This window comes from Pseudomonas sp. NPDC087614 (genome assembly GCF_044743485.1).
In the GTDB taxonomy this organism is placed as follows: Bacteria; Pseudomonadota; Gammaproteobacteria; order Pseudomonadales; family Pseudomonadaceae; genus Aquipseudomonas; species Aquipseudomonas baetica_A.
This window is the reverse complement of the sequence record NZ_JBIUWN010000068.1, coordinates 17550-30562: the sequence shown is the minus strand read 5'-3', so window position 1 is coordinate 30562 and position 13013 is coordinate 17550. Positions and strand designations below refer to the sequence as shown.

General features: G+C 55.3%; 12 protein-coding genes and 1 pseudogene. 9 read left to right on the top strand and 4 right to left on the bottom strand.

The features are described 5' to 3' along the window. The 5 genes and pseudogenes from ACIOWA_RS21685 to ACIOWA_RS21665 all read left to right on the top strand — a co-directional run. Positions 1-1148 (top strand): annotated as a pseudogene (locus tag ACIOWA_RS21685) (hypothetical protein); the annotation flags it as partial. After that, positions 1145-2077 (top strand): hypothetical protein, encoded by a 933-nt coding sequence (locus tag ACIOWA_RS21680; RefSeq protein WP_401161848.1) that lies wholly within the window; start codon positions 1145-1147, stop codon positions 2075-2077. The pseudogene ACIOWA_RS21685 and the gene ACIOWA_RS21680, both read left to right, overlap by 4 nt. Continuing rightward, a complete protein-coding gene (locus ACIOWA_RS21675; protein ID WP_401161846.1) occupies positions 2074-2499 on the top strand; it encodes a hypothetical protein in 426 nt (141 codons plus the stop codon). The genes ACIOWA_RS21680 and ACIOWA_RS21675 overlap by 4 nt, the downstream gene beginning before the upstream one ends. After that, a complete protein-coding gene (locus ACIOWA_RS21670) occupies positions 2496-3431 on the top strand; it encodes a hypothetical protein (protein WP_401161844.1) in 936 nt (311 codons plus the stop codon). The genes ACIOWA_RS21675 and ACIOWA_RS21670 overlap by 4 nt, the downstream gene beginning before the upstream one ends. Positions 3432-3559: 128 nt before the next feature. Next, complete coding sequence (locus ACIOWA_RS21665) at positions 3560-3835, top strand: hypothetical protein (protein ID WP_401161842.1); 276 nt, start codon at positions 3560-3562, stop codon at positions 3833-3835. A 42-nt stretch (positions 3836-3877) separates the two neighbouring features. Here ACIOWA_RS21665 and ACIOWA_RS21660 read toward each other — a convergent pair whose 3' ends face one another. From ACIOWA_RS21660 to rsgA, 4 genes are all read right to left on the bottom strand, one after another. Next, the gene (locus ACIOWA_RS21660) at positions 3878-4363 is read right to left on the bottom strand and encodes a toll/interleukin-1 receptor domain-containing protein (protein ID WP_401161840.1); all 486 of its coding nucleotides are present in this window, start codon (positions 4361-4363) and stop codon (positions 3878-3880) included. Continuing rightward, positions 4363-5322: a caspase family protein gene (locus ACIOWA_RS21655; RefSeq protein ID WP_339433648.1), complete on the bottom strand. Its 960-nt coding sequence runs from the start codon at positions 5320-5322 to the stop codon at positions 4363-4365. The genes ACIOWA_RS21660 and ACIOWA_RS21655 overlap by 1 nt, the downstream gene beginning before the upstream one ends. Positions 5323-5324: 2 nt before the next feature. Continuing rightward, positions 5325-5732 carry a TIR domain-containing protein gene (locus tag ACIOWA_RS21650; protein WP_339433649.1) on the bottom strand — a complete coding sequence of 136 codons (408 nt, stop codon included), beginning with the start codon at positions 5730-5732 and terminating at the stop codon, positions 5325-5327. 212 nt (positions 5733-5944) lie between these two features. Next, on the bottom strand, positions 5945-6976 hold the full coding sequence (rsgA, locus tag ACIOWA_RS21645; RefSeq protein ID WP_095187340.1) for a small ribosomal subunit biogenesis GTPase RsgA: 1032 nt from the start codon (positions 6974-6976) through the stop codon (positions 5945-5947). Positions 6977-7083: 107 nt separating this feature from the next. On the opposite strand from rsgA, the gene orn reads away from it, so the two are divergent. From orn to ACIOWA_RS21625, 4 genes are all read left to right on the top strand, one after another. Beyond that, on the top strand, positions 7084-7626 hold the full coding sequence (gene orn / locus ACIOWA_RS21640; protein WP_123530761.1) for an oligoribonuclease: 543 nt from the start codon (positions 7084-7086) through the stop codon (positions 7624-7626). 97 nt (positions 7627-7723) lie between these two features. Next, entirely contained in the window at positions 7724-8335 is a 612-nt protein-coding gene (locus ACIOWA_RS21635; RefSeq protein ID WP_221733102.1) for a trimeric intracellular cation channel family protein, read from the top strand. A 790-nt stretch (positions 8336-9125) separates the two neighbouring features. Next, complete coding sequence (locus tag ACIOWA_RS21630; protein ID WP_401161837.1) at positions 9126-11657, top strand: hypothetical protein; 2532 nt, start codon at positions 9126-9128, stop codon at positions 11655-11657. A 347-nt stretch (positions 11658-12004) separates the two neighbouring features. Further along, positions 12005-12991, top strand: coding sequence for a hypothetical protein (locus tag ACIOWA_RS21625; protein ID WP_339433652.1), 987 nt, complete (start codon positions 12005-12007; stop codon positions 12989-12991). Positions 12992-13013: the final 22 nt, after the last annotated feature.

Genomic DNA, 13013 nt, shown 5'->3' with positions numbered 1-13013 from the left:
ATGCCCGGCGAGTGAATGACACGGTGTCGGCGAGTTTGTATGGGGCGGCGGCGTTGGTGGCGGTGGTGGATAGTCAGGTGCGGATGGGGTTGGGGAAGGATCGGTTTTTTATTCGTTCATCTGCGGCGCCGGCGCTTACGTTGTTTGGTGGGGTGATTGGTGCGCTTTCTACTGGTGCTGCAATAAACGAATTCCAATCCTTGCAGATACAGATCGAGAATTCCCAAAACCAAGTCGATCCATGGCTGCAGATGCGCCAAATCGCGGTTGGAGGACAGGTAGCAGCCTTCGGCGCCCAAGCGATGTTAGGGTTTGGCTACACCGCCCGCGCCTTGGCAGGTTCAATAACTGCGGAAGTCGCCATCTTGCGCTACACGCTCTACATGGGGCCGTTGAACTGGATCATTCTGGGCCTTGGCGTGCTGTACTTGACTGCCTGGATTTTTGAGAAAACACCGCTGCAAAACTTCCTGAACAATTGCTGTTGGTCTAAGGCCCGAGCTAACGACTTGGAGCCTATTGCGCCCAAAGCCCAACAGGACGAACTCGACCGTTTGTACCTCATCCTCTATACGCCACGGGTCACCATGCAAAGCAGTTCCAAGCCGGCGCCTGATAATGGCCGTTCCGGCCTGGCTTTCGTCAGCGCTATTGATTCAGTAACCATCGACTTGCCGGGCGCCGAGCCAGGCAGTGTCTACCTGGAACTGAGCATGGTCGGTGATCCGGTAGATACTCTCGAAAACCGACATTTGATCAAAAACAGTCGAACCGGCAATTTCAAACCTCCCCGTCCATGGCGTGACATGACGCCCGTCTGGTTGTCCGACAGTAGTTGCCAGTGGATACCGTTCGAGGAGGGTCAGGGCCTGCGTATAAGCGGTCCTTTCAAAGAGGTGAAAGACTTGCTGAGCACACCACCCAGCACGTTGTCGCTAAGGTTGCGTTATCGCACGCCATTGACCGGGATTCTGGGCGCACGAAGTTTTATCGGCGGGGAGCGTGGTTTAGCTTTTACCTTGAACAACAACTCGGGTGTCATAGCGCTGAGAGACGATCCAACGCCCGAACTTGATCGTGTACCGAATTATCCGCTCGGCGAGGATCACCCCGGCGCCATTTACCTGCAACCCAAGGACAAGCGATGAGTACGCCAGCGGCGGGCACAACGGAAAAAAGGATTTTCTCGCGTAATGATTATCTGGCTCCATTACCCATTCCCACGGGTGAAAAGCCTTGTGATGTGCTCAACACCATCTGGCGCAAGAACGAGGTGTTTCTCGATATTGGTAACTACAGCATCGGTTCGACGGTCATGGTGATGTGGCCGTCGCTGATGGTATTTGTATTTATGGGCTTCATCACTCCAGACCCCGGGCTGATCTGGATTGCGGCGTTATTGATCATAGGCATCCCTTCAATATTTGTGATTCAAGGCATCTTCCGCGAAGTCCCCTTACCCATACGCTTCAACCGCCAACGCCGCGAAGTCTGCGTCCCTCGCGAAAACGGCGAGTATTGGATCGTCCCTTGGGAAACCGTGACAGCCGCCGCCACCCAGCATTCATCAGTCAGTCAGGCCGGCAAAGCCACGATGGGCCTTCTGGTCATCGGTTTCGAAAACCCCGACCCGCACGCATCGGAAGACAACAAACACTTTTCACTAGGCTTCAACTGTGGCGGTGGCACCACGGCGATGGCTCTGTGGGAATGCATGCGCAGTTATATGGAGATCGGGCCAGAGGCTGTAGAGGATCAAACCGCCCGTTTCGACAGGTCAAAAGGAATCTGGGCGACTTATCTGGATGATCTGATCAAAGCAGCGAAGTTAAGAGGCTGGTTCGTAACCGTTCTCTGGGAAGGGTTCTGCGGAATATTCATATTCAACACTTTGCTGATCGATGTGCTAGAGCGTTGGAAGTTGAACCCGCCTCCCGACTTGCCCTATCCCGACATCATCGAATGGTCAAAACCACTCCCGCCGGAACAATGGGCCAAAGGCTCTCCAGAGCTGGAAGCAGCCATCGCCAAACGCGAGGCTGAACTGGCCAAGCAGGCTCAAAGCGAGTTGGCTTGAGGTCGGATGCTCAGGTCTATCGGCATCTGATCAAGAACAGCCCGACCAATAGCTACAAGGCGCCGAGGCCGTGGCGCGATATGACGCCCTTCTGGTTGTCCGACAGCAGTTGCCAGTGGATACCGTTCGAGGAAGGTCAGGGGCTACGTATAAGCGGTCCTTTCAAAGAGGTGAAAGACTTGCTGAACACACCACCCAGCACGTTGTCGCTAAGGTTGCGTTATCGCACCCCACTGATCGCGATACTCGGCGCTCGAAGTTTTATCGGCGGGGAGCGAGGTTTGGCTTTTACCTTGAACAACTCCACGGGTGTCGTAGCGCTGCGAGCCGACCCAACGCCTGAACTTGATCGTGTACCGAATTATCCGCTCGGTGAGGATCATCCCGGCGCCATTTACCTGCAACCCAAGGACAAGCGATGAGTACGCCACCGGCAGGCACAACGGAAAAAAGGATGTTCTCCCGTAATGACTATCTCGCGCCATTACCTATTCCCACCGGTAGAAAACCTTCTGATGTGCTCAACATCATCTGGCGCAAGAACGAGGTGTTTCTCGATATTGGTAATTACAGCATCGGATCTGCGGTGATGGTGCTTTGGCCTGGAGTGATGTTGTTTTTAGCTATGGCTTATGGGTTTAGGAACATTGCGCCAGACCTAAGTGCTTTTGCACTCATCGGTGGAGGAATAATCACGGGTGTTCCAGCACTGTTTCTGATCCAAGGCCTCTTCCGAAAAGTCCCCTTACCCGTACGCTTCAACCGCCAACGCCGCGAAGTCTGCGTCCCCCGCGACAACGGCGAGTACTGGGTTGTCCCCTGGGAAACTGTTACAGCGGCTGCCACCCAGCATTCATCAGTCAGTCAGGCCGGCAAAGCCACAATGGGTCTACTGGTCATCGGTTTCGAAAACCCCGACCCGCAAGCCACGGACGACAACAAGCACTTTTCGCTGGGCTTCAACTGTGGCGGTGGCACCACGGCGATGGCTCTGTGGGAATGCATGCGCAGTTATATGGAGATCGGGCCAGAGGCTGTCGAGGATCAAACCGCCCGTTTCGACAGGTCAAAAGGAATCTGGGCGACTTATCTGGATGATCTGATCAAAGCCGCGAAGTTAAGAGGCTGGTTCGTAACCGTTCTCTGGGAGGGGTTCTGCGGAATATTCATTTTCAACACTTTGCTGATCGATGTGCTTGAGCGTTGGAAGTTGAACCCGCCACCCGATTTGCCCTATCCCGACATCATCGAATGGTCAAAACCACTCCCTCCTGAACAATGGGCCAAACGCTCTCCAGAGCTGGAAGCAGCCATCGCCAAACGCGAGGCTGAACTGGCTGTAGGATCGTTCTGAAACTCCTGGGCAATGGTTCTAAATCTCACGGACTCTGCCTATAGTCCTTTCTGTCACTGTTCAATCCAGTGACCGATCTTAGCCGGTCGAACCAAGATGGAATGTCCATAAACCATTGGAGTTTGACCATGGCTATTTATCGTCCGCTGCAAGGCAACATAAGCACCACCCCCACGCTCTACATCGACACCGAAGCCAAGGCCTCGGCCCTTCTCGAAACCGCAAAGCATCGCTTGAACATCCTGCGCAAGATGCTCAACAGCGTCAGTTGCCTGTGCGTCAACGATGCCGAAGGTCATGATCTGGAACACTTCGCCAGCGCCGCGCATATCCTGCTTCAGAACGGCTGTGACGCACTGGATGCGTTGGGCTGGAAGCTGGATAGAGTCGCACCCAGCCTTTGAAAGTTAAAAAGCCGCGATGGTGTCGCGGCTTTTTTACGTCGGTCAGAACCCCCGCCGAATCCGGTTTTTCAGTTGTTCATGGAAAATCTCGGCGTTGCGTTTATAGGTGCCGCTGAACGATTCGTTGCTCGAATCCAGCATTATCGAGCGCTTGGTCGACACTTCCTCACGATACGCATCGATAAAGAAATTCAGATCACTCTCTGTGCTCAGCTTCGGCCACTTATCCAGGTACAACGGCAATTCCGTCGGCCCGGTCTTGAACGAACAGATCCGCCGGTTGCTGATCGTCGCCTCACCGATTTCAAACGGCACCCACCACGACAGCGCGGTTTTTTCCGAAACCACCGCCAACAGGTGCGTGCATTCGGTGATGTTGCGGGTGATGACCCCGGTGATGTCTTCGGTGGTCTGGGATTCCGGATCCAGTACGTCGAGGTAGGTTTTGATGTTGGCCTGCATCAGTCGGGTGTTGATGGCGATGGCGTGGGCGCGATCCATGTGGCGGTAGCTGATGAAGACGGGCATCAGAAGTGTCCTTTGAGGGCGAGTTCGCGGTAGTAGGCGCCGAGGGCGGTGAGGCGACAACCGGTGGAGTTGAGGGCGGCGTAATACATGTGCTCGGCATCGACCGGTTCGACCAGGCTGTGGCGGTTGCACATTTGCAGTTGCTTGAAGACGGCGCCGTGATCGGGGTCGAACGTTGCTTCGGTGGGCTCGTAGCTGGGATCGAGCCTGAAGACGAAACTCGGCTCGGGGAACCAGTCCTTGAGTTTGCGCAGGGTTTGTTCGGCAATCAGCGGTGCTACCTCGCGCAACGGCACGAACTGCGACACGTTGGTCTTGAACACCGGGCGCTGCTCCCAGGCACCCAAGGCATTGTCGACAAACGAGTAAACGCTACCCGGCGTGACCTTGCCGAGCACGTTCGCGGCGCCACCGTGCAGCGCCTGTAACAGCAGGTCGGTGAATACGCCGTGGCCGCGACTTTCGAGGGCGGACTGTTCTTTTTTGCACGCGGTGAGAATGGTCATGCCTTCGCCGATCACACTGCTGCCACCGCGCAAATTGCGCATGGCGCCGGCTGCGCCTGCCTGACAGCAATCGAGAATGATGATTTTGTTCTTGATGTGCGGGGCCTTGTCCGCCCACTCCAGAATGTCGCTGATGCGAATGCCTTCCCCGCCGTGTTTGAAGTCCTGTGGAATCAGCAGCCCTTCGTCGATGCTGGTGTCGAACTGGCCGTGGCCGGCAAAGTACAGCAGCGCCACATCGCAGTCGCCCGAGAACAGACTTTGAATGTGCTGTTTCATGGCCGTGAGCGTCAGGTTCTCCTCGGATGAGGTCAGCACTTTGCTGCTGAAGTTCGGGCGCCCGCTGGCGTGACGCTCCAGCACCGAAGCCATGGCCATTGCATCGTTGTTGCAGCCGCTCAGTGGCGTGACGTGGGCGTAGTGGTTGATGCCGATAAACAGTCCCTTGCGCATGATTACACCGCCGTATGCAGGCGAATGGCGGCGACGATGCTTTTGGTGCTCCACGCGCACTCGGCATCAGCGGCGTTGCGTACGACGGTGGAAATCCGCTCGGCCCCGAACGGCTTGATCGCGATGATCACTTTGCCCATGCGCTTGGCGATTTCGATTTCCTTGTTGATCCACTTGCTGTACGTCGAGTACATGCCGGCCATGATCAGCACTGCCGAGCAAGGGCGGATCTTGTTCTCGATAGCCTCTTCCAGTTGCTTGTCGGTTTGCGCGCCCATGATCGGGTTGTGCGGTGGCACGGAGAAATTCTTGAAGGTGAAACCGGGTTGCGCGCTGAGCAGGCGTACGAGGTTGTCGTGGGCGTGGGAATAGTTCCACGAATGGCTGATGAACAAATGATAGGTTTGCATGGGGTTCCTCGGAGGTCGCGACAGTGCGAAGGAGGAACTGAATGTAGGCATCTGCGTGAGGCCTACAAGGTGCTGGCGGTAAAAGAGAAATGTCCTGCAAACAGGCGTGCTAAAGCCCTACAGAAAGGTCTGACGTTTAGGCGTTCTGAGGATTTGTCAGGCGTGATCCTACAGCCGGCAGCCCTGTGTTTCAGGGCTGCCGGTGCGCCTGTTTAATAGCCGTTTTCAGGCAGGCTGGCGATGATCGAGCGGTAGCTGTTCATTCGTTGTTGCTGCACGCGGCCATCTTCCAGAGCCTTGAGCAGTGCACAACCCGGTTCACGATCATGCTTGCAATCGCGGAAGCGGCAGGTGCCGAGCAGGTCGTTGAACTCGATGAAGCCGGCTTCGACGTCGGCGCGGCTGACGTGGCCCAGGCCAAATTCGCGGATGCCCGGGGAGTCGATCAGTTCACCACCGCCCGGAAAATGGAACAGGCGCGCGGTGGTCGTCGTGTGCGTGCCTTGGCCGGACAGCTCGGACAACGGCCCGACACGGGTTTCAACTTCAGGCAGCAAGCTGTTGACCAGCGACGACTTGCCGACGCCGGACTGGCCGACGAACACGCTGATGCGCCCGTCGAGCTGCTTTTGCAGTTGTTCCATGCCGTCGCCGTGGTGCGCGGACACTTCCAGTACCGGATAACCGAGCGTGCGGTAAACCGCCAGCAGGGCGTTGAGTGCCGGGGCATTCTGCTCGTCGATCAGGTCGAACTTGTTCAGCAGCAACAGCGGACGGATGCCAGCGTGTTCGGCCGCGACCAGATAGCGGTCGATCAGGTTGGCGTGGGGCTCGGGCAGCGGGGCGAAGACGATGACGATCATGTCGACGTTGGCCGCTACAGGCTTGAGCTGGCCGCGACTGTCCGGACGGCATAGCTCGGTGGTGCGCGGCAATTGCGCGACGATCACACCGATGCCTTGGTTGCCGGCACGCCAGACGACCTGATCGCCGGTCACCAGCGCTGGCAGGTTGGCGCGCAAGTGGCAACGGAACACCTGGCCGGCGAGTTCGCCGTCCTTGGCCTCGACTTCGACCTGCACACCGAAGTGAGCGATCACAAGACCGTGCTGCTCAGGGCCGAGGTCGCCACCTTCGAGCGCCTCGACAGCCGAGGACTCACGTTTGGCGGCGCGTGCGGCGCGCTCGCCCTGAATCTTTTCGATGCGCCAGTTTTGACGACGATTGAGTTGGCGTTTGGCCATGGGTGTTCCGTCTGAAGAATGCAGCGATTAGGTAAAACGGCCACGAGTTTAGCACGCCGGGGCACCGGCCTAGGCTAAACTGCGCAGCATTGCCTAGGAGCCGAAATATGCAGAACCCACAGAATCTGATCTGGATCGACCTGGAAATGACCGGTCTTGATCCGGACAACGACGTCATCATCGAAATGGCCACCATTGTCACCGACAGTGACCTCAACACGCTGGCCGAAGGACCGGTGATCGCCATTCACCACAGCGACGAAGTGCTGGCACGCATGGACGAGTGGAACACCCGTACCCACGGTAACTCCGGCCTGACCCAACGCGTTCGCGACAGCCGCGTCAGCATGGCCGAAGCCGAAGCCGAAACCATCGCGTTTCTGGAGAAGTGGGTGCCCAAGGGCAAGTCGCCAATCTGTGGCAACAGCATCTGCCAGGATCGCCGCTTCCTCTATACCCACATGAAGGCGCTGGAAAGCTACTTCCACTACCGCAACCTTGACGTCTCCACACTCAAAGAGCTGGCCGCACGCTGGGCGCCGGACGTACGCGACAGCTTCAAGAAGGGCAGCACGCACCTGGCGCTGGACGACATCCGTGAATCGATCGCCGAACTGCAGCATTACCGCAAGCACTTCATCAAGTTCTGATACCGGGTTGGCGGCTTTTTGTGGCGGGTGTTCTCGCCCTCTTTTGGTGCTGCACCGAAATGGCTAGACTGCGCGCCTTCCTGCCAGGATCGCCACCATGTTGCTAATGCTCTATTTGATCGCCATTACCGCTGAAGCCATGACGGGCGCGCTGTCTGCGGGCCGTCGCGGCATGGACTGGTTCGGCGTGGTGCTGATTGCGTGTGTCACGGCGCTGGGCGGCGGTTCGGTGCGTGACGTGCTGCTCGGGCACTACCCGCTGACATGGGTCAAACACCCGGAATACCTGGTGCTGACCTCCGCTGCGGCAATGTTGACCGTGTTCACTGCACGTTGGATGCGGCATCTGCGTTCGTTGTTTCTGGTGCTCGATGCCGTCGGTCTGGTGGCGTTTACCCTGATCGGCTGCATGACCGCTCTGGAAATGGGCCACGGCATGCTGGTGGCTTCGGTCAGCGGTGTGATCACCGGTGTCTTCGGCGGCATCCTGCGCGATATCTTCTGTAATGACATCCCGTTGATCTTCCGCCGAGAACTGTATGCCAGCGTGTCGTTCGCCGCCGCCTGGTGTTACATGTTGTGCCTGTATCTGAACGTGCCAGGTGAACAAGCCATTCTGATTACCCTGTTCGGCGGGTTTTTGTTACGTCTGCTGGCCATTCGTTTTCATTGGGAAATGCCCAAGTTCGTTTATAACGATGAGCATTGATTCCGCCTGCTATCGAATAAAAAATACAGTTCTGCCGGGTTTTGCGAATTGACGGTGGCGGCGGGTTTTTATCTGTTTTTACCGGTTGTTGAGGTTTCTTGCCTTTCTGCTCAAGCGGAATTAGTAGGAGGCATGTTATTTCTGAGTCTTGCCGCTGATTCAATATGAGACTGGGAGAACCATTGCGAAATGGTTGGCGAGCCAGTAATGAAAAGGGACGTTTCACTCTGGCGGTACTGAACACTGTCGCTGTAATAGATCGTGTGGATGATGAAAACGAGGAGGGTCCGGTCCTGCCTTGTATACGTGCGTTCCGGGTTTCCAGCGAAAGCGGGAAAACCTTCCAGATCGGTGTCGCCATCAAGTTCAACGGGTAGGTTGTCCGTAGCAGTGGCAATGCTTTGTCGAGCCGGCATTACAGCAACTTCAAAATTATTCCATTAAGTGGCTGCGCACGTTTGTGGTCTGGCGCGGATGTGAATTACCGGTATTCGTGTCGGGCACTTATACCTGGGCCAGCACCTGAGGGGCTAAAAACAAACAGGTCGAATAAGCTAGTTGATAGTGACTGCGCTTTCGTCTACGTCAACAAGCTTCGCGAGTCACACATCGAGAACTAATTGGCGTCGTTGTTTATTAATGCGATAAATGTAGTACACCTATATACCGGTTTACACCGGATAAGCCGATAAACTGATTGTCCTGACAGCCCTGTATTGGCGCGTCAGATTATTTTTTGGCCCTGCAGTGTTACGGGGCCCAACTAACCAAACCTCAAGGATGAGCATTCATGGCTGGTAAACCGCCAAAGATCAAACCTGTTCCTGCCCCTGCCAAAACACCCGATTTCAGCGCGAATGAACCACATCGCCCAGCGTACCCCTCTCCAGCAATGCCGCATTTACCTCTCCCCCCTCGCCCGGAACACTTGCACCCGTCCTACCGGCCAGACTTGGTCGCGGTGACGCAGGCGAGCAGTTTGAGTGTGAGCCCGATGTCTTTCGCGTTCGACGATTTTTCGAAGCTTGCCGCGACGCCCTCGCTGGCAGATTACTGGATACACATCGACAAAAGCCTCGGCGAGCCCGATGCGCAGGGCATCCGGAGGTTCAGGCAGCGTCAGTATGTGGCCGTAGCCGACAACCATTTCGTGCAAGTGGTCCTGGACGCCGAGAGTGGCCTGTTTCGCGCCACGCTAGCCAGAGAACTCAACCCTTCCGGCCCGCTTCTGAAGCCGGATAGCGAGGGCAGGTTCTGGGTCCCTCTGCAAAGCAGTGATTCGCGTAATCACCCTGCAAGACTCAATTCGTTAAGGAGGCGAACGGTAGAACTGTTTCACCGCGTCGGGTATTCAGTGGACGGCTTTTCCGAGGTCACGATTACACGCATTCTTGCCGTTAGTGGGATGGATGAAACGCTGGCACGCGATTCCCCCGCTTACGCTCGGTCCCTCGTCTTGCTGCAGGACGCCCTCAGGCGCTTGAGCCTCGATCAGAAAATCCACACGTTCATCACACAAATGCAACATCCCGATCCGCTAGTGCGCGCCCAGGTCGATCCGCAGTTGCAGGCTCTGCTGCAGTTGCGCGAAGGCGAGCCTGGCGCAAGCATTGCCCAGCGCGACCGCGCCGCGCTCTTTCAGAATCATGAGCGTGCGTTCGAACTTGACTGTGATGAAAACACGTTGCAGATGCGGCGGATTTTTCCTGACTTGCCCAAAGCGGCAGCCGAGGCCTTGTGGGGCAACGCAAGCGCTGCCGAGCGTCTGCATATGCATAACCAACCGGGAATGCCACGGCAAATGGCAGAAGAGGCGCTGTTAGTGCTGCGCGATGTTCGTCTCGCAAGAGCCTGTGAAGGGATTTATCTGGATTCGGTATCCAGTCCGGACAGTGACCGACTGGCGTTGCATATGATCGGACGCCTTGCGCAGTGGCCGCGAGATGTCCGTATCGAGATTCGTCAGGATGTGTTTGACGGGAAGGTTTTGACGGCTATCGGCGATGTGCTGACTTCGTTCCATCACGTACTGGTCCGGCAGGACGCCGGGTATGTCATCAGCAGCCCCGAGGGTTCATCGTCCAAAGGCATGAGCGATCTGTATTCGGCTGTCTGGTTCCTGTTACTGCCCGTACAGCGTCAGGCCTTCGGTGTGGCGGAGGGAGGAGGGCAAACGCTGCAGCGATTGATTCGTGCACAGCCGTTGCCATCGCGCCAGGCTGTGAGCGAACTGCTGGGGCTGGCGCCGATTCCAATGACGGTCGACTCTGCCGCCGCGCAATACAGGCAAGCGTGGAAGCTGCGAGGCGGCGCCGATAACAATCCGACATCGGCAAAGACCGTTGTTGACCGCGTACATGATCTTTATCCGCAGCTTTCGGGTGAGGAGGTGACGACGTTTATCAACGAGCGTTTAAAGAGTGATCTGGCCGGCGTAATGATGAGGCTGGAAAAAGAGTTCGCGACGTTGTGCAGTGAATTGTCGATATGGAGTGCCGATAAGCCGTCACCTCATGCGGATTCGTCGGGACAGGGGAGAGCGCCAACCCCCGCGGAGCAACGTCAGGCTCGCGAGCAATTCAGCGCAAAGCTGCAAGATATCTGGCGGCGCAAGTCCGTTTCGAGATGGGGGTACGGTGACTATCATTTTTCTTCCAGCGTCGATTTTTCCGGTGAGCTACCAAGGCTGTCTGCCAGGTTTGAATATGTAACAGAGTTAATATTGACCGCAGAAAAACCAGGCGCACGGATAGGCGCGTTTCTTGACAGTTTTCCCAATGTTAAATACTTGAAGGTGACTGGCGTAGAGATGCAGGAATTCCCGTCAGGGATCTTTCAAATGCGTGAACTGCTGCAACTCACGTTGGATAGTTGCTCGCTTAGACTTTCTGATATGACGGCTGAAGGGCTGGCAAGAATGGAAACGCTTACATTGTTGAACCTGGCACGCAATCCTCTGACAGTTGCTCCACCTGTAGGCTTCATGCCGGATTTAACGGAATTGATGCTGTATGACGCCAATCTTTCCAGCGTTCCTTCAGGAATAGATTCGCTGAAAGAACTCGAGGTGTTGGCGTTGCAGAATAATAATATTTCAGAGGTGGGGGATGAGCTGTTCGATATCCCGGATACACAGAATTTATTCGTTGGTCTGGTGAATAATCCCTTGAGTGACGCGTCGAGGCAGCGGATTACCGAGTATCTGGAAAACGCCAGCATGGACCGGAAAATTGAAATTGAAATGGAAGAGCCACTGTCGGATGTAGAGTCTGACAGTGAATCCTCAGAGAGTGGATTTTCGACGGGCTCAGAGAGTGACTGAATGTGGGGGGAAGTAACTGTTTTCTTGCCGGTCTAACATAGTCTGATAAATATAAATAACGCGTTGGCTCCCCTTCTGCTTTTGATTTTGCCGTGGTCAGGAGGGGAGGAACCTCTGGCAAGGCCGGAATTAAAGGGTTGGCAGGAGTGATTTCAAATCGGGTGACAGGAGATCTGAATTTTTAGAATGTTTTAGAGTTTATGTGTGTTGTTGGTTTCTATGTTCAGGTGTTTCCGTGGTTTTAATTTGTCGAATGTCCTGTCTTTTATTGTTTTTAGTGCCGTGTCTCAATGCCTCGGCGCGTCCTGATGGAGGCGAAACTTATTAATTAGCCAAGGTGTTATTGAATGTTTGATGAGCAGCTTAATATTTCCCGTATCGAGGTGAAAACCGACTCCACAAGGTCTGGTCAACATAAGATTCTTTACGCCAACGGTCGCATGCAAGTGCGCGTATTGGTGCTTTTACACGGTGTCGATAACAATGGAGACGGCGCGTCACTGTATGGGCATCCTGCATTACAAACACTGCGGCTGATTGCCTATAACGGCGCTCGACCTCTTGAAGGTGACTGGAGCGTATCCGTGCAGGAAAATCGGTATGCCCATGAAATGTCGGGTGGGGCACCGCGGGCTATAGAAGTTCCGCGTGTTAATGACAATCGCAAAAGTGACGTTTCTGATCCTGTACAAATTCTTGAGTTTTGGGTTTCCGCCTCCAGGCCTGGAATCATGGAAGTCGCTGCCGAAATCGTCATGGACTCAGTGGTATTGCGAAGCAATGGAGTCGGCTTTGACAGCAGTGTGACGCTGGAGGCGATTCCGCCTAAAGAGTATCCGCTGAGTAGTTTTTCATTGAGTAAATATGATGAGAAACAGCAGCGAGCCCAATATGACTGGGTCCAGCATTATCATATTGCTCTGCAAGCAGAGGGCCGGCAGATTCACCTCCTTGACTGGTATAGCAGTGAGGTGAAACTTGACCCTTATGATTCCGAAAATGCGGTGCAGGTTTATGTGTCCGGCAATATTCCCGACACACAGGATGGTCGCAGATGTTTTTATGGTTACATGGCGCCGATTTATGGGCTGAAAACAACGTTTCGCAGCCCGCTCGGCTACATAACCGTCCCGATTAACAAAGTGCCTGGACAATTGACGCTTGTTCAGTATGTTTCCGCGGACCTGCAAGTGGCGCGGGAGAATGAAAGCGCATTCGAGTTTGCAGTGGTCGATGAGTTCGGTTCGGAGCACAGGCTTAGTATTGATGGTGATAAAGAACAACGTACTTTTGTTCTGGGTGAGTCCAAGCGGTCAATGAAACAGCTTGTCTGATTTCGATACATGGCCAGCGAGT

Excerpts from the sequence above, each read along its gene's own strand:
- ACIOWA_RS21680 (WP_401161848.1), top strand. The coding sequence starts at position 1,145 with ATGAGTACGCCAGCGGCGGGCACAACGGAAAAAAGGATTTTCTCGCGT.
- ACIOWA_RS21670 (WP_401161844.1), top strand. The coding sequence starts at position 2,496 with ATGAGTACGCCACCGGCAGGCACAACGGAAAAAAGGATGTTCTCCCGT.
- ACIOWA_RS21665 (WP_401161842.1), top strand. The coding sequence starts at position 3,560 with ATGGCTATTTATCGTCCGCTGCAAGGCAACATAAGCACCACCCCCACG.
- ACIOWA_RS21660 (WP_401161840.1), bottom strand. The coding sequence starts at position 4,363 with ATGCCCGTCTTCATCAGCTACCGCCACATGGATCGCGCCCACGCCATC.
- ACIOWA_RS21655 (WP_339433648.1), bottom strand. The coding sequence starts at position 5,322 with ATGCGCAAGGGACTGTTTATCGGCATCAACCACTACGCCCACGTCACG.
- ACIOWA_RS21650 (WP_339433649.1), bottom strand. The coding sequence starts at position 5,732 with ATGCAAACCTATCATTTGTTCATCAGCCATTCGTGGAACTATTCCCAC.
- rsgA (WP_095187340.1), bottom strand. The coding sequence starts at position 6,976 with ATGGCCAAACGCCAACTCAATCGTCGTCAAAACTGGCGCATCGAAAAG.
- orn (WP_123530761.1), top strand. The coding sequence starts at position 7,084 with ATGCAGAACCCACAGAATCTGATCTGGATCGACCTGGAAATGACCGGT.
- ACIOWA_RS21635 (WP_221733102.1), top strand. The coding sequence starts at position 7,724 with ATGTTGCTAATGCTCTATTTGATCGCCATTACCGCTGAAGCCATGACG.
- ACIOWA_RS21630 (WP_401161837.1), top strand. The coding sequence starts at position 9,126 with ATGGCTGGTAAACCGCCAAAGATCAAACCTGTTCCTGCCCCTGCCAAA.
- ACIOWA_RS21625 (WP_339433652.1), top strand. The coding sequence starts at position 12,005 with ATGTTTGATGAGCAGCTTAATATTTCCCGTATCGAGGTGAAAACCGAC.